We start from the raw sequence: 18,262 nt of genomic DNA, 5'->3' as shown, positions 1-18,262 counted from the left end.
CGGAGGCCAAGCGCGCCCGCGCGGCGCAGCGGCGCGACCGGGCGGCCGGGGCGGTGCGCCGGGAGCGGGCCGCCGACCAGCACCGCTCGGCGCTGCTCATCATGGTCATGACGCTGGGGCTGCTGATCGCCGCGGTGGTGGTGACCGGCGGGATGATCGCCGCGTCGATGCGCACCCGGCCGGTGACGCTGGCGGCGCCGCTGCACGTCTACCCCGTCGCGCAGATCACGCCGGGGCAGTGCCCGGCCGGGACGCAGGGCATCACCGGCCAGGCGGCCACCGGGCCGGCCTGCTACCGGCTGACCCAGGGCATCGCGATCCACAAGGTCGCCGACCTGCGCGTCCAGCGGTCCCGGACGGCGCCCGCCCGATACGACGTGGCGGTCACGCTCCGGCCGGTGGACCGGCGCGCCTTCGCCGACCTGACCCGCGCGATGGTGGGCCGCGACCTGGCGTTCGTCGTCCGCGACCGGCTGGTCACGCTGCCCCGGGTGGACATGGCGGTGACGGACGGCAAGATCGTCGTGACCGGGCCGCCCGACCGCGCCGCCGCCGACCGGCTCGTCCGCGAGCTCAAGGGCCGCTGACCCCGCGGCGGCGCGCCGCGTCCCGCGTCAGGCCGACGGGAGCTCCGTGCCCCGCACGGCCTGGATCTCCAGCTCCACCCTGAGGCTCTCGCCGACCAGCGCGACGCCCGCCTCCATGATCTGGTTGAAGCGGATCCCGAAGTCGCTTCGGCGCAGTTCCGCCGTCGCGCGGAACGCGGTCCGCATGCCGCCCCACGGGTCGGCGCTGGTCCCGAGGTAGGTCATGTCCAGGTCGACGCGCTGGGTGACCCCGTTGAGGGTGAGGTCGCCGTGGACCGTCCATCGGTCGGGCCCGGCGGCGGTCAGCCCGTCGCCCTCGTAGGTGATGACGGGGTGCTCGTCGGCGCTCAGGAAATCGGCCGAGCGCAGGTGGTCGTCGCGCATCTTGGTGCCGGTGTCGATGGACGCGGCCTCGATCCGCGCGGTGACCCGGGACGCCTCCACCGGCTCGGCGACCTCCACGCGCCCCTCGAACGCGGCGAACCGGCCGCGGACGCTCGTCAGGCCGAGGTGCCGGGCGACGGCGCCGACGCTGGAGTGCACCGGGTCGATCGTCCACGGGCCGGGCGGCGGCAGCGCGGTGCCGCCGGCCCGCTCCAGCGCCCGCGTCCCGAGGTCGGCGGCGCCCGAGCCGTGCACGACCAGCGTCGCGGCGTCGGGCCGGTGGCCGGCCGCCGTCACGATCGCGGTGTAGGTCCCGGCGGGCAGCGGGCCGCCCGCCAGCACGCCGTCGTCGCCGGTCCGCTCCCGCGCGACCTGCCGTCCCGCCAGGTCCGTGACCGTGACGATGGCGTTCGGCACGGGCCAGCCGTCCTTCGTCCGCACGGTGCCGCGCAGACCCTGACTCTCATCCATCAACGACCCGCACTCCAGGTTCGTACTCGTGTGGTCCCGGCCCCGCCCGTCATTCGTCCGGGTGGCCGAGCTTCAGGTCGTGGCCGTCCTCGCGGCCGCCCGTCAGCGACAGCGCGGTGGCCACCGGCGGATAGCCGGAGGCGATCACCGTGTACTGCCCGCCGAGCAGGTCGGTGAACGCGTACTCGCCGTCCGGGCCGGTGGTCGCCATCGCGACGACGACGCCGGCCGCGTCCATGAGGATGACACGGGCGTCCTCGATGGGCTCGCCCGCCTCGGTCCGGACGGTACCGCGCACCCGGGCGCCCGGCGGCATCTCCACGTCCAGGCGGCTCTGCCCGCCGCTCCCGACCTCCACCGGCAGCGCCACCGGGCGGTGCGCGGCGGCGCTGACCGCGAGCGTGTACCCGCCGGACACCACGTCCATGAACGCGTAGCGCCCGTCGGCGCCGGTGCGGCCGGTGCCGACGACGTCGCCGTGGACGTCGGTGACGACCACCATCGCGCCCGCGATCGGGCTGCCGTCGGCGCTGCGGACCGTTCCCGTGAGACCGCCGTTGCCCGTCAGCGTCGGGTCGAAGTCCACCGGGTCGTCGCCGACGGCCAGCGTCGCGGCCAGCGGCTCGTGCCCGCCGGTCGCGGCGATCAGCACGTACGTGCCGGGGCCGGGGGTCGGCAGCGCGTACCGGCCGTCGTCCTGGGTGACGGCGCGGGCGAGCTGGTGCCCGTCCGCCCCGATCAGGGTCAGCGCGGCGGCCGGGATGGGCGCGCCGTCCCCGGCGCGGACCACGCCCCGGACGGGGACGCCCGCGGGCCGCCCGCCGGAGGGGCGCCGCGCCGGGCCGTGTTCGGAGCGTTCCACAGCGTCCACGGCGGGTACCGCCGTGCCGCCGAGCCCTGCCGGGGCCTGGCCGGGGGGCTGCGTCCCGTGGGGGGACATCTCGTTCATCGCGATGACCATCTCGTCGTGACCGGAGGCGGCGGCGACGGGGACGAGCTCCGGCACCGGGACGGGCTGCCGATCGTAACCGCGCGCGTGCCGTCCCACCACCCCGCCGGACGGCGAAGCGGGTTCCGCGCCGCCGTTGGCCCCGGGGCGCCCGGCCGGCGCGGAGCCGCGCAGCGGCAGTTCCTTGAGCCCCAGCACCGCGAGGAGGCCGAGCACGGCCACCGGGACGCCGACGATGAACACGCTCTCCAGCGAGTTCGTGAACGCCGTCAGCACGATGTGCTTGAACGGCTCGGGCAGCGCCTGGATCTGCGCGGGCGAGCCCAGCTCACCGCCGCCGGGCGGTGCCGTGACGTGCGCGGCGCGCAGCCCCGCGGCCAGCTCGCCGCCCAGCCGGTTGCTGAGGATCGCGCCGAACGCGGCGACGCCCATCGCGCCGCCGAGGTTGCGGAAGAACGAGACGCCGGACGTCGTGGCGGCGAGGTCGGCGGCCGCGGCGGCGTTCTGCGCGGCGAGGATGAGGATCTGCAGAGTCAGCCCGAGCCCGACGCCGAGGACGGCCACGTCCGCGCCGATGAGCCACCCGGACGAGCCGACGTGCAGCCGCGACAGCAGGAACATCGCGGCGCCGATGAACACCAGCCCGAACACCGGGAAGATCTTGTAGCGGCCGGTCCGGGTGACGAGCTGCCCGGACGCGGTGGAGGTGATGAGCATGCCGACGACCATCGGCAGCGTCATCAGCCCCGAGGCGGTCGGGCTCATCCCCTTGACGACCTGCAGGTACTGCGGCATGTAGATCATCCCGCCGAACATGGCGATGCCGACGCAGATCGAGGTGAGCCCGGACAGCACGAACGTCCGGTCGCGGAACAGCCGCGGCGGCAGGATCGGGTCCCGGGCGATCCGCTCGGCCACGATCGACAGGCCCAGCAGCGCCGCGGCGGCGCCGAGCAGGAGGTAGGTCCACCGGGAGTTCCACCCGAACTGCTGGCCGCCCATGGACAGCAGCAGCATCAGTGCCGTCGCGGCACCGGTGATCGTGACCGCGCCGAGCACGTCGATGCGGGTGTCGCGGCGGACCCTCGGCAGCTTCAGCACGCGCTGGATGACCGCGAACGCGACCACCGCCAGCGGGATGCTCACGTAGAAGCACCAGCGCCAGCCGAGCGCGTCGGCGTCCACGATGAACCCGCCGAGCAGCGGCCCGGCGACGGTCGCGACGCCGAACACCGCGCCCATGAAGCCGGCGTAGCGGCCGCGCTGCCGCGGCTCCACCACGTCCCCGAGGATCACCTGGGCCAGCGCGGACAGCCCGCCGACGCCGAGGCCCTGGAACGCGCGGGCGGCGATCAGCTGGCCGATGTTCTGCGACAGCCCCGCCGCCACGGACGCGACCACGAACAGCAGGAGCGCGCTCTGGAACATCAGCTTGCGGCCGAAGATGTCCGACAGCTTGCCCCACAGCGGCGTGGACGCCGTCATGGTCAGCAGCGAGGCGCTGGCGACCCAGGAGAGCTGGTCCTGGCCGCCGAGGTCCCCGACGATCGTCGGCAGCGCCGTGCTGACCACCGACGTGGAGATCATCGCGGTGAGCATCGCCATCATCAGGCCGGCGAGGATCTCCAGGATCTGGCGATGGGTGTAGCGCGGTGGCGCCTGCTCCGGCACCGCCGTCTCCACCGCCGCGCTCACTCCGGCCACGATGCCCCCACATAAGAGTCATTACCTGTGTTTTGCACATATCGTATGTAGACGCTTGTTTACTTGCAACCCGGGGGATACTGAGAGCCGCCCGGACGGCGGGCGCGCCAGGGACGATGGGACGGACATGGAGACACGGGCCGACGCCGGCACGCGGGCGGAGGGCGCCCCGGCCGAGCGGCGCAAGCGCGACCGGGAGGCCACCCGCCGCCGCATCCTGGACGCCGCCCGCGACCTGTTCGGCGAGCACGGCTACGACGGCGTCACCGTCCGCATGATCGCGGCGGCGGCCGAGGCGAACATGGCCCTGGTCAACCGCTACTTCGGTACCAAGGCGGCCCTGTTCGGCGAGATCCTGGAGGGCGAGTCGGTGCTGCGCGGCGTCATCGCCGGCGACGCCGCGGGGCTGCCCCGCCGGCTCGCCGAGCACGTCGTCCGGCAGATCGGCCGGAAACCGGAGAGCCCGATGACGCGGATGCTCGACCGGTCCGCGGGCCATCCCGAGGTCAAGCAGATCCTCTCGCGCTACCTGGAGGACGTCGCCGTCGAGCCGATGATCGCCCAGCTCGACGGCCCGGACGCGCGGGCCCGCGCGCTGCTCGCCTCGGCGCTCATCATGGGCGGCGGGCCCGTCCGGCGCCTGCTCGACCTGACCGACCTGCGCGCCGCCGACCCGGCCGACCTCACCGGCCGCCTGACCGCGATGTTCACCGCCGCCCTGGCCCCGCCCCCGTCCGGCGACGCCTCGTCCGGCGGCTGAGCGCGACATCGCGCCCGGCGTGAGACGCGCTCGCCGCGAACACCCCCGTACACCACGCGATGTACGGGCGGGCTCGGCATACGGCGCCGGGCGCAGGGCGGATCGGCTCCGGGGACGGAGCGGCCGCCGTTCCGGCCCGCATAGGGTGCTGGACATGAGGGTGGGCGGAGCGCTCCGGGCGCGGTGGGGCAGGACGGGCCGGGCCGCGCGCTGGACGGCGGCGGGCGCCGCGGTCGCGCTGCTGGGCGGCGGCGCCGCGTGGGGCGTGTCGGCCGACGGCGCGCCGCGCGTCCGCACCGTCGACGAGCGCATCACCGTGGTGGACGGCCCGAAGGACGACCAGCGCGTCACCCTCGACGCCACCCTCTACCGGCCCGTCGGCCGCGCCAAGGGCCCCGCCCTCATGCTCGGCCACGGCTTCGGCGGCGACAAGCGGGACGTGACCGGCGACGCGCGCGCGTTCGCCCGCGCCGGGTACACCGTCCTCACCTGGTCGGCGCGCGGGTTCGGGCACTCCACCGGCGAGATCGCGCTGAACTCCCCCGACTACGAGGTCAAGGACACGCGGCAGCTCATCGACTGGCTCGCCAAGCGTCCCGAGGTCCTGCTCGACGGGCCCGGCGACCCGCGGGTCGGCATGGCCGGCGAGTCCTACGGCGGCGCCATCGCCCTCATGACCGCCGCCTACGACCGGCGCGTCGACGCGATCGCCCCCCAGATCACCTGGAACGACCTCGCGGACGCGCTGTTCCCCAACGCCTCCGGCGCGGGCCCCGGCAAGGGCGTGTTCAAGAAGCTGTGGGCGGGCCTGTTCTTCACCGACGGCGCGGGCTCCTCGGCCTGCGGACGCTTCCTGCCGTCCCTGTGCGACATGTACCAGGAGGTCGCCCGGACGGGCCGTCCCACGCCGGAGGCGGTCGCCACCCTCCGGCGCTCCAGCCCCGCGTCGGTCGCCGACCGGATCAAGGTGCCGACCCTGCTGGTCCAGGGGCAGTCCGACTCGCTGTTCCCCCTCGACCAGGCCGACGCCAACGCCCGCGCCATCACCCGCAACGGCGCCCCCGTCTCGGTGGTCTGGTTCCAGGGCGGCCACGACGGCGGCGACAACGAGACCACCCGCGTCCGGGGCCTGCTCCGCGGCTTCTTCGACGCCCGGCTGCGGCACGGCGGGCCGTCCGGGGACGGGTTCACGGTCACCCGCGCGGGCGGGCTCGACTCCTCCACCCAGAAGGTCGTCGTCGAGGAGGCCGCCGCCCGCGTCTACCCGGGCCTCGGCGCGGACCGGCGGACGCTCCCGCTGAACGGCCACGAGCAGACGATCTTCAACCCGGCCGGCGGCTCGCCCGCCTCGATCTCCGCGCTGCCCGGTCTCGGCGCCCTCGGCGGCCTCGCCGACCTCGGCGTCCCCGGCGGCGGCCTGCCCGTCGACATGCCCGGCCAGGCCGCCCGGTTCGACACCGCGCCGCTGGAGCGCCCCCTCCGCCTCACCGGCGCGCCCACCGTCCGGATCCACGTGTCCGGCAAGGGCGACGTGCCGCTGTTCGCGAAGCTGTACGACGTCGCGCCCACCGGGCAGGCCGTCCCCGCCCGGCGGATCGCCGCGCCGGTGCGCGTCACCGGCGGCACCGAGGCCACCGTCACGCTTCCCGCCATGGACTACCGCTTCGACCGCGGCCACCGGCTCCGCGTCGTCGTCGCCACCACCGACATGGGCTTCGCGACGCCCGCCGAGCCCGCCTCGTACGCGGTGCGGGCGGTGTCGCCGCTGACCGTCCCGACCGTCCCGGCCCTGGCGACCGAGCCCGCGCCCGTCCCCGGCTGGGTGTGGGGCCTGCCGGTCGCGGCGGCCGTCCTCGCCGCCGTGATCCTCGCCCGCGGCCGCCGCCGGCCCGCCGGCCGGCCCGCCCTCAGCGACGTCCCGCTGGAGATCACCGGGCTCACCAAGGCGTACCGCAACGGCCACCTCGCGGTCGCCGACCTGTCGCTGCGCGTCGAGAAGGGCCAGGTGCTCGGCCTGCTCGGCCCGAACGGCGCGGGGAAGACCACCACCCTGCGGATGCTCATGGGCCTCATCCACCCCGACTCCGGCGAGATCCGCATCTTCGGGCAGCGGGTCACCCCCGGCGCGCCGGTCCTGTCGCGGCTCGGGTCGTTCGTCGAGGGCCCCGGCTTCCTCCCCCACCTGTCCGGCCGCGACAACCTCGACCTGTACTGGCGGGCCACCGGCCGTCCCGCGGACGAGGCCCACCTGGACGAGGCGCTGAAGATCGCCGACCTGGGCACCGCGCTGGACCGGGCCGTGCGCACCTACTCGCAGGGCATGCGGCAGCGCCTCGCGATCGCCCAGGCGATGCTCGGCCTGCCCGACCTGCTCGTGCTGGACGAGCCCACCAACGGCCTCGACCCGCCGCAGATCCGCGAGATGCGCGAGGTGCTCGTCCGGTACGCGGCGGCCGGGCGCACCGTCATCGTCTCCAGCCACCTGCTCGCCGAGGTCGAGCAGACCTGCACGCACGCCGTCGTCATGGCCGGCGGGCGGCGCGTCGCCGCCGGTCCGGTCAGCGAGATCGTCGGCTCCGGCCGCCGCCTGGAGGACGCGTTCCTGGAGATCATCGGGGAGGGCTCGTGAGCACGACCACGGCACCGGCCGGCGACGGCACCGCGCCCGGCTACACCGTCCGGCGGACGCTGCCGCTGCGCGTCGAGGCCGTCCGCCAGTTCCGCCGCCGGCGCACCCTCATCGCGTTCGGCATCCTGCTCGTCCTGCCGTGGGTGCTGGTCGGCGCGTTCAAGATCGGTGGCGATCCGGGGCCCGACGGCGTCCCCAGCCTGGTCGACGTCGCCACGGCGAGCGCGCTGAACTTCGCGCTGTTCGCCCTGTTCGTCTCGACGGGCTTCCTGCTCGTCGTCGCGGTCTCGCTGTTCTGCGGCGACACCGTCGCCAGCGAGGCCGGCTGGTCGTCGCTGCGCTACCTGCTCGCCGCGCCCGTCCCGCGCGCCCGGCTGCTGCGCCAGAAACTGATCGTCTCGCTGTCGTACGCCGTCGTCGCCGTCGTCAGCCTGCCGCTGATGTCGCTGGTCGCCGGGGTCGTCGGCTTCGGCTGGGGCGATGTCGAGCTGCCCACCGGCGGCACCGTCCCGGTCGGCACCGCGCTCGGCCGGATGGCGATCATCGTCGGCTACTCGCTGGTCGCGCAGCTCGTCGTGGCCGCGCTGGCGTTCCTGCTCTCGGTCACCACCGACTCGCCGCTGGGCGCCGTCGGCGGCGCCGTCGGCCTGGTCATCGTCAGCAACATCCTGGACGCGGTCACCGCGCTCGGATCGTGGCGCGACTTCCTGCCCACCCACTGGATGTACTCGTGGATGGACGCCCTCCAGCCGCAGATCCAGTGGACGGGCATGGCCAAGGGCGCCGCCATCTCGACCTCCTACGCCGCCGTCCTGTTCGCCCTCGCGTTCCGCCGGTTCCGCAACCGCGACATCACCTCCTGAACCGGTCCCCCCGACTCCCGAGACCGGCTTCGGCCACGCACTCCCGGTAGCGGACGGGACACCCAACGCGAAGATCGACCGCAGAAAATCGGTCGAACCTGTAGAGGTTGCCGCATAAGCTCGGCGAACCTCCGGGGCGGCCGGCGCGTCGTACGGAGTGCAGGCCACATCGGCTCGATCGGCGGGTTAGCACCCGGTCCGGCGGGGGAGATGATCACCATGGCACGGCAGCAGCTCATCAAGCGCCCCAAGCCCCCACGTCAACCGAGCCCGCCCGACCTGCGGACCCCCTCGGGTCGCCTCCTGCCGTACTGACCGTGCTCGAAACGGGCCGGCCGCTCCCGCGTCCGCCGACGGGCACCGGCGCGCGGCGCGGCCTCGCCGCCTTCATCGGCCACCGCGCTCATCCGGCGCCGTCCGAGTAGATCTCGTCGAGGAACTCGTTGGAGACGAAGGCGTGGCGGTGGGCCTCCAGGGCCGCCTTCTCAGCGGCGGCCAGGTAGACGCCGCGCCCGGCCAGGGCGAGGGCCGGGGCCAGATCCCGGGGTCCGCCCAGTTCGTAGAGGTCCGTCAGAGCGCGCACGCCGTCCGCGATGAGCGGCTCGCCCAGCGAGTCCGCGGCGGACGACAGATGTGACCCGATGCGCCCGCCGAGGCGCCGCGACGCCTGGAGCCGTTCCCGGCTCGTCACGAGGGATCCCAGCTCCGCCCGCTGATCACCCAGGGCGGCGTGGGCGGCGGTGAGCCGATCCAGGGCGGTTCCGGCCTCGAACGCGATGGGGACGAGACGCTGGAGCACGCGGTTCCCGACGCGGTTCGCGATGGCCGGGAACGACATGGCGTCCGGGCCGTGGAACGCGGGCAGGCAGGCATCGAGCCTGTCCACGCCGGCCAGGGCGTTGACGCCGTCGTCCTGGCACCGGGTCATCGCGACGAGGCGCCTCGTCTCGGCGGCTCCGACGAGGAGACGCAGCTCCCTGAGCGCCGAGGGCTGGTCGTCCGGCGAGTGCAGGAAGTTGAGGATGACGTTCTCGCCCTGGGCGCGGATGCTGCCGGGGGCGGCGTACTCGGGCCGGGTGCCGCCCTTGCAGTCGGCCATCTTCGGGCAGGCACGGCCGTCCGGATGCCGCAGCATCAGCAGGCACGCGGGCGCCAGGGCGTACAGGTCCTCGAACATGGCGATCGGCAGCTTCGGCTGGCCGGGCTTCACCCGCAGCTGATCCGGGTCGTACTCGGTCTCCGTGTAGAGCTCGTACATGACCTTCGCGTCCAGGGACACCAGGCCGAAGGTCGATACCCGGAACCCGTGATCCCGGAGTCTCGGCAGTATCCACCCGATGGCGTCGCTGATGACGCCGTCGGGGGTCACCAGGGTGTAGGACCAACCGGGATCGAGCTCATCGCCCGCACCGTTCGCCGACGGGCCGGGGGTCGCCGTCATCGATCAACGCCTCCACGAGGGTTCCGGCGCGGTGGCCCGCGCCGGAGCCATCATCGCACATCTACTCAGTTCAGATGATTTGACATCAGAACAACTGAGTCCATATCTTCTGATCTCAGACGATCTGAGTCGAGAAGATGGAGTGATGATGACGGACGTCATGTCGGACGCGGAGCTCGCCCGGTCACTGGAGGGCGGCTTCACCAGCCGCCACGCGGAGGTCAACGGGACCCGCCTGCACTATGTCGAGGGCGGGCGGGGAGAGCCGCTGGTGCTGCTGGGCGGCTGGCCGCAGACGTGGTGGCAGTTCAACAGGATCATGCCGAGGCTGGCCCGGGAGTACCGGGTGATCGCGGTCGACCTGCGCGGCATGGGCGGCTCGGCCAAGCCCGCCGGCGGCTACGACAAGAAGACCATGGCCCGCGACATCGTCGAACTGGTGCGGCACCTCGGCCACGAGAGCGCGTACATCGCCGGTCACGACATCGGCGCGATGGTCGCCCAGTCCATGGCGGCCAACCATCCGGAGACCGTGCGGAAGGCGGCCCTGCTGGACGTCCACCACCCCGACGAGACGCTGCACGACCTCACCCTGCTGCCGCAGCCCGACCAGCACGTGGACGGCGACCTGCACGCGGGCTCGCGCGTCTACCTGTGGTGGTTCGCGATGAACCAGGTCCACGGGCTGTCGGAGAAGCTGCTCGCCGGCCGCGAACGCGACCTGATCGACTGGCTCTTCGGCTACCTGCTCCTGGACCCCGCCACGATCGGTGAGCGGGACCGCGACATCTACGCGCGGGCCTACTCCACCGCCGACGCCGTCCGCGCGGGCAGCGCCTGGTACAAGGCGTTCATCCAGGACATCGAGGACGAGAAGGACTACGGGCCGCTGGCCGTGCCCGTCCTCGCGCTCGGAGGCGACCACAGCAACTACCCGTACCTGGCCGCCGTCCTGCCCGGCAAGGGGCCCGACGTCCAGGTGGTGAAGGTCGAGAAGAGCGGCCACTACCTCCCCGAGGAACAGCCCGAGACCGTCGTCGAACTGCTGTCGGCGTTCTTCGCCTGAGCCCACCGCCGTGCGTCCCCGTGGCGCGGTCCCGCGCCCCCCTCAGGGCGGGCTCGCGGGACCGCGCCCGGCCGCACGACCCGAGACAAGGAGGACGGGCATGTCCCAGAGCATCCAGAAAGGGCGGGGCTCGGCGATCCTGCTGGGCGCCGGAGTGGTACTGATCGCCGCGAACCTGCGTCCGGCGATCGCGAGCGTGGCGACGGTGCTGGATCAGCTGCACGCCGGACTCGGCCTGTCGGCGGCCGGCGCGAACGTCCTCAACGCCCTCCCGGTGCTGCTCTTCGGCCTGGGTGCTCCCCTGGCCCCCGTGCTGACCCGCCGCGTCGGCGTCGAACGCGCGCTGCTCGTCGCGCTGCTGCTGTTCATCGCCGGCTCACTGCTGCGGATGGTGCCCGCCCAGACGACGCTCTTCGCCGGGACGGGCGTGCTCGCCGTGGGCATCGCGGTGGCCAACGTGCTGCTGCCCGCCCTGGTCAAACGCGACTTCCCGGACCGGATCGGCCTGATGAGCGGCCTGTACACCACGTCCCTGGCGGGCGCCGCGGCCATCGCCGCCGGAACGACCGTGCCCCTCGGCGACGCCCTCGGGCTCGGATGGCGCGGCGCGATCGGCGTCTGGACGATCCCCGCCGTCCTCGCGCTGCTGGTGTGGCTGCCTCAGTCCGGCCGCCCCGCGGCCGGCGACGGCCCCGCGCCGAGCACCGGCGTGGCGGGGTTCCTGCGCGATCGGCGGGCCTGGGAGTTCACCGTCTTCATGGGGCTGCTGTCGCTGACCTACCACACCGTGCTGGCCTGGCTTCCGGCCATCTACACCGCGCAGGGCATCAGCTCCTCCACCGCCGGAGCACTGCTGTCGGTCGCCACCATCGTCGCCACCCCGGTGACGCTCGTCCTGCCCGCGCTGGCCAGCCGCAGCCCCGACCAGCGCCGATGGGTCGCCGGGCTGACGGGCTTCACCGTCGTCGGGCTGACGGGCCTCCTGGTCGCGCCGACCACGCTGCCCTACCTGTGGGCCGCGCTGCTCGGCCTGGGCATGGGCGCGATCTTCCCCCTCGCGCTCACCATGATCGCCTTGCGGACCCGCACCGGCCAGGACGCCGCGGCCCTGTCCACGATGGCGCAGTCCGTCGGCTACGTGATCGCCGGTATCGGCCCGCTCGCCGTCGGCGCCCTGCACGACGCCACCGGCTCCTGGACGCCCGCCCTGGCCGTCCTGCTCGTCCTGCTCGTCCCGCAGACGATCACCGGCCTGGCCTCCGCGCGCGACCGCCTCATCGGGCCGCGGCCACAGCCCGTCTCCCCCAGGACGCCCGCACGGGTACGGGGGCAGGAATAGTCTTAGGTCAGAACATCCGAGTCCAGCCCATGGTCGCGGAGGGAAGGGGAGCACCGTGCCGGAGCGTCCGCTGCGCGAGAACCTCGTCCTGCTCCTGTCCATCGTCGCGCACGTCTCCAAGCAGACCCAGCAGCAGGCACTGGAGCGGCTCGGCCTCGGAGTGCGCGAGCACGTCGTCCTCGCCGCCATCTCCGAGGGGGCGCCCACCCAGCTCGCCATCGCCCGCAAGGCCGGCCTCGACAAGAGCACGCTCATCCCCGTCCTCGACCATCTCGAACGGCACGAACTGATCGAGAAGCACCCGGACCCGCACGACCGCCGCGCCCGCATCGTCACCGTCACCGCCGCCGGCCACCGCGCCCTCGCCACCTCCGCGCGAACCGTCGGCCAGATCGAGGACGATCTCCTCAGCGACCTGACACCACCGGAACAGGAGCAGCTCCGCACGCTGCTTCAACGCATCGTCGAGGGACGCATGGCCCAGCCCTCCGTCCCGGGTTCATGCCTCTGAGGACACCCCGGACGGCCGCCGCCCGCCGCGTTCAGCGGGTGCGGCCGGCGAGGAACGCGTCCTCGGCCGCGTAGTCGAAGAACCGGCTGAAGTACGGGTCGTCCGCTTTGGGCAGGATCCCCGCTTGGTCTCCGCTCCGGGCCGCCTCGGACAGCCAGTCGAGTTCGGCGGCGACCGTCGTCGCGTAGTCCCCGGCGGGCCGATATCCGAGCTCCTCGGCGGCGGAGGTGTCCAGCACGACCGGATGCGGGGAGTCCCACGGGGTCCGCCCCAGCCCGTCCGGAACCGTGCCGTCGAGAAGGACCTCCTCCCACGCGTGCCCGAAGTGCCGCGCGACGACCCGGGAGATCTCCAGCACGCTCGGCGCGTCGGGGTCCGCGCAGTTCAGGATGCGCGCGCCGGGCCGGGCGGCGACCGTCTCCACCAGCGAAGCGATGTTGGCCGCGGCCGTGGTGTGGACGAGCCCGGCGCCCCCGCGCGCGAGCAGCACGGCGCCGCGCCCGTCCAGAACCCGTTTGACGAACACCCATTCCCTCGGACGGGCCGCGCCCACACCGTGGACGTGGGCGGGACGTATCACGGTGATGGGCAGGCCGCTGTCCAGGGCGACGTGCTCGGCCGCGACCTTGTTGGGGCCGTAGCCCTCTCGGGATCTGTAGTCCATGTCACCGGCGGCCAAGGTCGGCCGCGTCTCGCGGATGGGACCGTCGAAGCGGGGCGGGACGTCGGAGTTGGAGTGATTGCCCTCGTCATCGACGTACACGGCCCTGCTGGAGATCAGCACCGTGGAGGCGGCGTCCTCGGCGAGCGGCAGGAGGAGCCGGGCGTGGGCGGCGGTGTAACAGACGCAGTCAACGAGCAGGTCGGCACCGTCGCCCAGCGCGGCCCTGAGTTGCGCGTCGTCGCCCCGGTCCGCGGCGACGAAACGACCCCCGGCCGCCGCGATCTCGGACGGCACACGGACGGGATTCCGTCCGCTGACGTCCACCTCCCACCCGTTGGCCAGCAGCCGCCGGGCCACGGCACCGCCGATCAGTCCGGTACCCCCAAGGATCAGCGCTCTGGGCATGAGACGACCTTAGGCAATGTCGGACCCGGGGTGCAGGATCAGAAGCCGGTCACCGAACCACGAGGGGAAGGGGCGCTGTGCCGATCACCAATGAGCGGGTCGCGGGTCGCGAGTTCCTCCGGCTGCTCTACGCGGACGAGTACTACCCCGATCACGTCGTCGACAAGGGGAAGGCGATCCTCCTCAGGTTGTGCGAGCGGATCGAGGGCGAGCGACCGGCCGACCTCACGTCGCTGTACACCCTGACCGAGGCGGCGACGGAGGAGTTCAATGCCCTGAACGAGGATTTCGACGCCGCCGGAAGCGAGATCGAGACCGTCGCGCGCGAGGAGATCGCCGAGGACTTCTGGTTCATCGCGTCCGCCTACGGCTTCGAGGACGCCGACATCGAGAAACTCATCGCCGTCCGCGACTGGTGATCGCCGTACCGCTTCGCCGCCGCGGCGATGCCCCGGTCCGCCTCGCCGTGGCCCGGGGCATCGTGGTCGTCAGCGAACGCCGTAGGCGTGGATGACCGTCTGGTCGAGCACCCCCGGGACCTGGGTGCGCAGCGACACATGGCCGGAGGACGGGTTGGTGAACGAGGCGGTCCCGCTCGCGCTCACCGGCACTCGCCGCCACGTCGTGCCGTCGTCGTAGGAGACGGAGAACACCGGCCGGGTACCCGCCGGAAGCCCTTCGGGGACGAGCGAGACCTCCTGGCGCGAGCCCGGCCGGGCGCGGTTGGCGTCGTCCAGGGACGTCCGGTAGCGCACGGCGGGCAGTTTGATCACCTCGTTGCCCTTGATGTCGAGATCCCAGACGACGTGCTGCCGGGTGGACAGGTCGGACCACGGCACCGCGCGTTCGGCGTCGACCGTGAGCGTGTGCTTGCCCGGAGCAGGGCTCGGCCACGAAGTGCCCTCGCCCGGGACGGCGCTCACCCCCACCAGGGTGCCCTCGGCATCGCGCAGCATCGAGTCTCCTCGCAGGGACTCCCACGAAACGGGCACGTCCACCGCGGCCGCCATCTGGGCTTCGAAGGTGACGTCACCCTCGCGGCTGAGGTCGAGCACACCTCCGGCAGGCCCGAACGGGGCATTGTTCCATTGCCGGGAGTACGAGCCGGCACGGGGAAATCGTTCGTCCCGGTAGCTGACGTCGAAATCGGTGAATGCGCAGTCGGCGGTGCTGACGGCCTCGCGGAGGCCCCAGGCCACCCCGGGCGAGAAGTACTCGCTCCGAGTGACGGGCAGGGCACCGGGAGAGGAGGCGAGCCCCACCTGCACGCCGATACCGAAGTCCACCAGCGCGTGTGCCGCGGCGCAGCCCGGTCCCCCTTCGCTGTTGTGGCGGGTTCGGACCGCGGCCAGGTCGCGCTCCCGAGCATGGACGCCTGGATCGGACGGGATCCCCTCGGCGGAGGACGCGAGGTTGAACACGTACGGGCTGCCGGTCACGGCACCCCCGCGGGTCAGTACGGACTGCACGTGGAAGGTGACGCCGAGACCCCGAGGCACGGGCGTGATGTAGAGGTTCTTGCCGCTCAGGTCCATGGCCGTCGGCTGCTCGGCGTTGCCCAGCTTCTGGCTGACGAGAACGGCGGTGTTGTTCGCGCGGGCGCCGGCGCGGTCCACGCTCGCGCGGATCGGCTTGGCCGCACGGGCGTCCAGGACCACCGAGGTGGTCCCGTCCACGTGGACCTTGGGCAGATAGACCAGCGTCATGGAGGTCTCGCCGCCGGTTTCATGGGTCTTCACGTAGCCGTACATCGCGTAGTCGCCGGTCGGGATCTTCTCTTCGCCGTGTCCGCCGACGATGTCGGCGCCCGTCGGATCGCCGCCGTCCAGCGGCCAGATGTACACCCGGGGGGCCTCCGCCGTCCCCGGGGCCCGTCCCGAACGGTCGATCAGGTCGAGCTTGATCACGTGGTCGCCGGCGGCGGCTCGCGGCTTGCCGAACGACCGGCCGAGCACGGCGCGGTCGCCGGTGAACACGACGCCGCGCTTGAAGTCCGGGGACTTGAGGTCCGGGGACTTGAAGCTCGGGGACTTGAAGCTCGGGGAACGGTGCGGGCCGGGCGGGGACGCGGCGGCCGATGACAGGGGCAGGGGCAGGACGAGGCCGGCGATGCCGAGCGCCGTCACGGCCTTCTTGATCTTCTTGATGGGAGGCTCCTCAGGGCATGCCGAACGGGGCCGCCGCCCTCTGTCGAGCGGCGGCCCGAGGACGGTCGGGGGTTATCGGGGCGGGGCGTCGGTCCAGCCGGCCGTGGGCGTGTAGGAGCCGGAGGTCATCCACTCCGCGCCGTCGAGCCACACGAGGATGTTGGCCTCGCGAATCTGGGAGGTCGCCGGGTCGACGACCAGCTTGCCCTTGCCACCGCTCTCGGACGGGAACTCCAGGCCCTGGCCGCCGTCGACCGTCCCCACGCTCTTGACGTCCGGGTACGAGGCGATGGCGCGGAACGCCGCGGCGCGCGTCGCCGACGTGGTCGGCACAAGGCTGATCAGGGAGACCAGCCCCTGGAACACCTCCCGCTTCTGCTGCTCCGCGGTGAGCGGGCCCGCGCTCGTCCTGATGCCGGCATGCGCGACCTTGTCGGTGAGCCACGCCTTCAGGAGATCAGGCCGATCTGGGAGCCGCTGGAGTTGCGGCAGGCTCACCTCGAGCGCTCCCAGCCCCCAGCGCTGATCGCCGAGCCGAGTGAGCTCGCCACCGGACTTCTTGCCCTTGAACGAGACCCGGCCGTCGCGCTCGATCCAGCGCTCGCTGACCTCCGGCGCGGCACCGGGGCCCTGGCGCTCCTCAAGGCGGATGTGCCAGTAGCGCCCCTTGTCCGGCAGCTTCTCCGCGGTGGACGCGGCCACCATCAGGATCTGCCGCGCGGTCGCCGGCGCCTCCGGGGGACTGTTGGGACTGTGCGCGGGGGACGTGCCGGTCGACGAGATCGCGATCGCGACGGCGGCCGCCGGCGCGACGATGGCCAGTCCGAGGTAACTCGCCAGCCGGCCGGTGGGGCGCCTGCGCACCGAAGCGGGATTGAGCATGGTGTTCTGGAGCCGGTGGCGTCCCTCGTTCACCGCCTCCCGCGACGGCTCCGGCTTGGTGAGCAGTGCGGCGATCTCGGTGAACTCATCCACGGAACTTCTCCTTGTCTAGGACGGACCTGAGCTTCTTGCGGGCACGGCTGAGCCGAGAACCGACCGTTCCGTACGAAATGCCGAGCGCCTGGGCGATCTCCTCATGGCTGAGCTGCGCGAGCGCCATGAGCAGGACCACGTCACGTTCGCCCCGGTTGAGCCTGGTCAGGGCGAGCGCGAGCTGCGGCTGCATGCGCTGTGCGGCGACCGAGGTGACGACACGGTGCTCGTGGCTGTCGATCGCCCGCTCGGGCGGACGGCGGGCCAGCGCGCGGTAATGCTGCGCCTCCTTGCGCCGGTGGCGGGCCACCATGTTGGTGGCGATGCCGAACAGCCAGGGCCGGAGCCCCCCGCGTGTCGGGTCGAACTGGTGGCGCTGCCCGAACGCGGCGAGAAACGTCTCGGCTGCCAGGTCGTCGGCCGCCTGCACGTCCAGCCGCCCCGCCACGTACCGGTGGACGGCGCGGTAGTACAGGTCGTACACCGCGTGGAACTCCTCGGGGTCCCGCCGAAACCGATCGGCGAGGACGGCATCGGTCGTCAGTTCGTCCACGTCGGCGGTCAATGCGGAGTCTCCGTCATACGGTCGGCCTCCTGAGAGTGGGACATCATCAGCTTCACCGACACTTCGCACGAGCCCCGACTTGCTTTCCCGACACCGGTCACCCCACCGCCGACGGCCTCACACCCCGACTCACCCGCACCACCCAAGCCATCACGATCCACTCAGGCCGACGCCCCACCCACCACCAAGCCCCGCACCCCCAAGCGGCTCACCGCACGTCCCGGCGCAAGGAACCGACGGACCACAGCCGCTTCCCCACTGGCCCCGCACCCAGATCTCCACCGATCCCCCGTTCGGCCCCACCTGGACCGTCCGCACCCCCGCCGGCCCGGCTCCCCAAGACACCACTCCCACCACCACGCCCCTGCTCAGGGGAAAGCAGCACCCCGAGGACGGAGCGCGGCAAAGGCAACCGTCGGCACCGGGTCGGGAATTCCGGGCCGTGAGAGCCCGCCTAGGGCCCGTCCCGCAGTGGTCCTCAGCCCGCACGCGAGCGCGTTACCTGGCCGGCAGGGCAATGCCGAAGGCGAGACCCGCCAGCCAGATCGCGAAGCGATGCTGCGCTCGCACAAGACCGGTCACAGAGCGAGGCGCCGCCAGGCTCGCAGCCAACACAGCAAGCCACCGGACAAGCCCGCGAACCGAGAATGCGACCAACACAGCAGGCCCCCAGGCGAGCGCCGTGGGCCGGAAATGCGATCAACACCTCCCCGGTCATGAGAGGAGATCATGGTGACGCGCGCTGGACGAGATGGGCGACCCGGACACTCCGCAGCCGGCGCGAAAGGCTCTCGGACCGCCA

At 72.9% G+C, this 18,262-nt stretch carries 15 protein-coding genes; 8 read left to right on the top strand and 7 right to left on the bottom strand.

Translation table 11 applies throughout. The features are described from left to right. Window positions 1-587, top strand: a 587-nt coding sequence (locus E1291_RS41895; protein WP_165495047.1) for a SecDF P1 head subdomain-containing protein, incomplete at its 5' end; no start/stop codon positions are given. A 27-nt stretch (window positions 588-614) separates the two neighbouring features. Here the strand turns inward: E1291_RS41895 and E1291_RS09970 are convergent. Both E1291_RS09970 and E1291_RS44905 read right to left on the bottom strand, forming a co-directional pair. Beyond that, window positions 615-1,442, bottom strand: a complete 828-nt coding sequence (locus E1291_RS09970; protein ID WP_131737457.1) for a YceI family protein — start codon at window positions 1,440-1,442, stop codon at window positions 615-617. A gap of 49 nt (window positions 1,443-1,491) precedes the next feature. Then, entirely contained in the window at window positions 1,492-4,095 is a 2,604-nt protein-coding gene (locus tag E1291_RS44905; protein ID WP_370770968.1) for an MFS transporter, read from the bottom strand. A gap of 127 nt (window positions 4,096-4,222) precedes the next feature. On the opposite strand from E1291_RS44905, the gene E1291_RS09960 reads away from it, so the two are divergent. From E1291_RS09960 to E1291_RS09950, 3 genes are all read left to right on the top strand, one after another. Then, window positions 4,223-4,855, top strand: coding sequence for a TetR/AcrR family transcriptional regulator (locus E1291_RS09960; protein WP_131737456.1), 633 nt, complete (start codon window positions 4,223-4,225; stop codon window positions 4,853-4,855). A gap of 154 nt (window positions 4,856-5,009) precedes the next feature. Then, a complete protein-coding gene (locus E1291_RS09955) occupies window positions 5,010-7,484 on the top strand; it encodes an alpha/beta fold hydrolase (protein ID WP_131737455.1) in 2,475 nt (824 codons plus the stop codon). Beyond that, window positions 7,481-8,347, top strand: a complete 867-nt coding sequence (locus E1291_RS09950) for an ABC transporter permease (protein ID WP_131737454.1) — start codon at window positions 7,481-7,483, stop codon at window positions 8,345-8,347. The genes E1291_RS09955 and E1291_RS09950 overlap by 4 nt, the downstream gene beginning before the upstream one ends. Window positions 8,348-8,750: 403 nt before the next feature. Here the strand turns inward: E1291_RS09950 and E1291_RS09945 are convergent, their stop codons facing one another. After that, complete coding sequence (locus E1291_RS09945; RefSeq protein ID WP_131737453.1) at window positions 8,751-9,788, bottom strand: nucleoside-diphosphate kinase; 1,038 nt, start codon at window positions 9,786-9,788, stop codon at window positions 8,751-8,753. A gap of 148 nt (window positions 9,789-9,936) precedes the next feature. Here E1291_RS09945 and E1291_RS09940 point away from each other — a divergent pair, with 148 nt between their 5' ends. The 3 genes from E1291_RS09940 (at window position 9,937) to E1291_RS09930 (ending at window position 12,704) form a co-directional block, all read left to right on the top strand. Continuing rightward, entirely contained in the window at window positions 9,937-10,854 is a 918-nt protein-coding gene (locus E1291_RS09940; RefSeq protein WP_131737452.1) for an alpha/beta fold hydrolase, read from the top strand. A gap of 100 nt (window positions 10,855-10,954) precedes the next feature. Further along, a complete protein-coding gene (locus E1291_RS09935; RefSeq protein WP_131737451.1) occupies window positions 10,955-12,193 on the top strand; it encodes a CynX/NimT family MFS transporter in 1,239 nt (412 codons plus the stop codon). A 55-nt stretch (window positions 12,194-12,248) separates the two neighbouring features. Further along, the gene (locus E1291_RS09930; protein WP_131737450.1) at window positions 12,249-12,704 is read left to right on the top strand and encodes a MarR family winged helix-turn-helix transcriptional regulator; all 456 of its coding nucleotides are present in this window, start codon (window positions 12,249-12,251) and stop codon (window positions 12,702-12,704) included. Window positions 12,705-12,735: 31 nt separating this feature from the next. On the opposite strand, the gene E1291_RS09925 is transcribed toward E1291_RS09930, so the two are convergent. Next, window positions 12,736-13,773, bottom strand: a complete 1,038-nt coding sequence (locus E1291_RS09925) for an NAD-dependent epimerase/dehydratase family protein (RefSeq protein ID WP_131737449.1) — start codon at window positions 13,771-13,773, stop codon at window positions 12,736-12,738. Between the two features lie 77 nt (window positions 13,774-13,850). On the opposite strand from E1291_RS09925, the gene E1291_RS09920 reads away from it, so the two are divergent. Further along, entirely contained in the window at window positions 13,851-14,192 is a 342-nt protein-coding gene (locus tag E1291_RS09920; RefSeq protein ID WP_131737448.1) for a DUF5713 family protein, read from the top strand. Window positions 14,193-14,261: 69 nt separating this feature from the next. Here E1291_RS09920 and E1291_RS09915 read toward each other — a convergent pair whose 3' ends face one another. From E1291_RS09915 to E1291_RS09905, 3 genes are all read right to left on the bottom strand, one after another. Further along, the gene (locus E1291_RS09915) at window positions 14,262-15,899 is read right to left on the bottom strand and encodes a hypothetical protein (protein ID WP_131737447.1); all 1,638 of its coding nucleotides are present in this window, start codon (window positions 15,897-15,899) and stop codon (window positions 14,262-14,264) included. Between the two features lie 93 nt (window positions 15,900-15,992). After that, on the bottom strand, window positions 15,993-16,895 hold the full coding sequence (locus E1291_RS09910; protein ID WP_131737446.1) for a hypothetical protein: 903 nt from the start codon (window positions 16,893-16,895) through the stop codon (window positions 15,993-15,995). Then, complete coding sequence (locus E1291_RS09905) at window positions 16,888-17,460, bottom strand: RNA polymerase sigma factor (RefSeq protein WP_131737445.1); 573 nt, start codon at window positions 17,458-17,460, stop codon at window positions 16,888-16,890. Before E1291_RS09905 ends, E1291_RS09910 begins: the two co-directional genes overlap by 8 nt. Window positions 17,461-18,262 lie beyond the last annotated feature (802 nt).

This window comes from Actinomadura roseirufa (assembly GCF_900659635.1).
In the GTDB taxonomy this organism is placed as follows: domain Bacteria; phylum Actinomycetota; class Actinomycetes; order Streptosporangiales; family Streptosporangiaceae; genus Spirillospora; species Spirillospora roseirufa.
The sequence above is the reverse complement of the archived record's forward strand: the minus strand, read 5'-3'. Positions and strand labels throughout refer to the sequence as shown.

Excerpts from the sequence above, each read along its gene's own strand:
- E1291_RS09940 (WP_131737452.1), top strand. The coding sequence starts at position 9,937 with ATGACGGACGTCATGTCGGACGCGGAGCTCGCCCGGTCACTGGAGGGC.
- E1291_RS09945 (WP_131737453.1), bottom strand. The coding sequence starts at position 9,788 with ATGACGGCGACCCCCGGCCCGTCGGCGAACGGTGCGGGCGATGAGCTC.
- E1291_RS09960 (WP_131737456.1), top strand. The coding sequence starts at position 4,223 with ATGGAGACACGGGCCGACGCCGGCACGCGGGCGGAGGGCGCCCCGGCC.
- E1291_RS09970 (WP_131737457.1), bottom strand. The coding sequence starts at position 1,442 with ATGGATGAGAGTCAGGGTCTGCGCGGCACCGTGCGGACGAAGGACGGC.
- E1291_RS09925 (WP_131737449.1), bottom strand. The coding sequence starts at position 13,773 with ATGCCCAGAGCGCTGATCCTTGGGGGTACCGGACTGATCGGCGGTGCC.
- E1291_RS09955 (WP_131737455.1), top strand. The coding sequence starts at position 5,010 with ATGAGGGTGGGCGGAGCGCTCCGGGCGCGGTGGGGCAGGACGGGCCGG.
- E1291_RS09935 (WP_131737451.1), top strand. The coding sequence starts at position 10,955 with ATGTCCCAGAGCATCCAGAAAGGGCGGGGCTCGGCGATCCTGCTGGGC.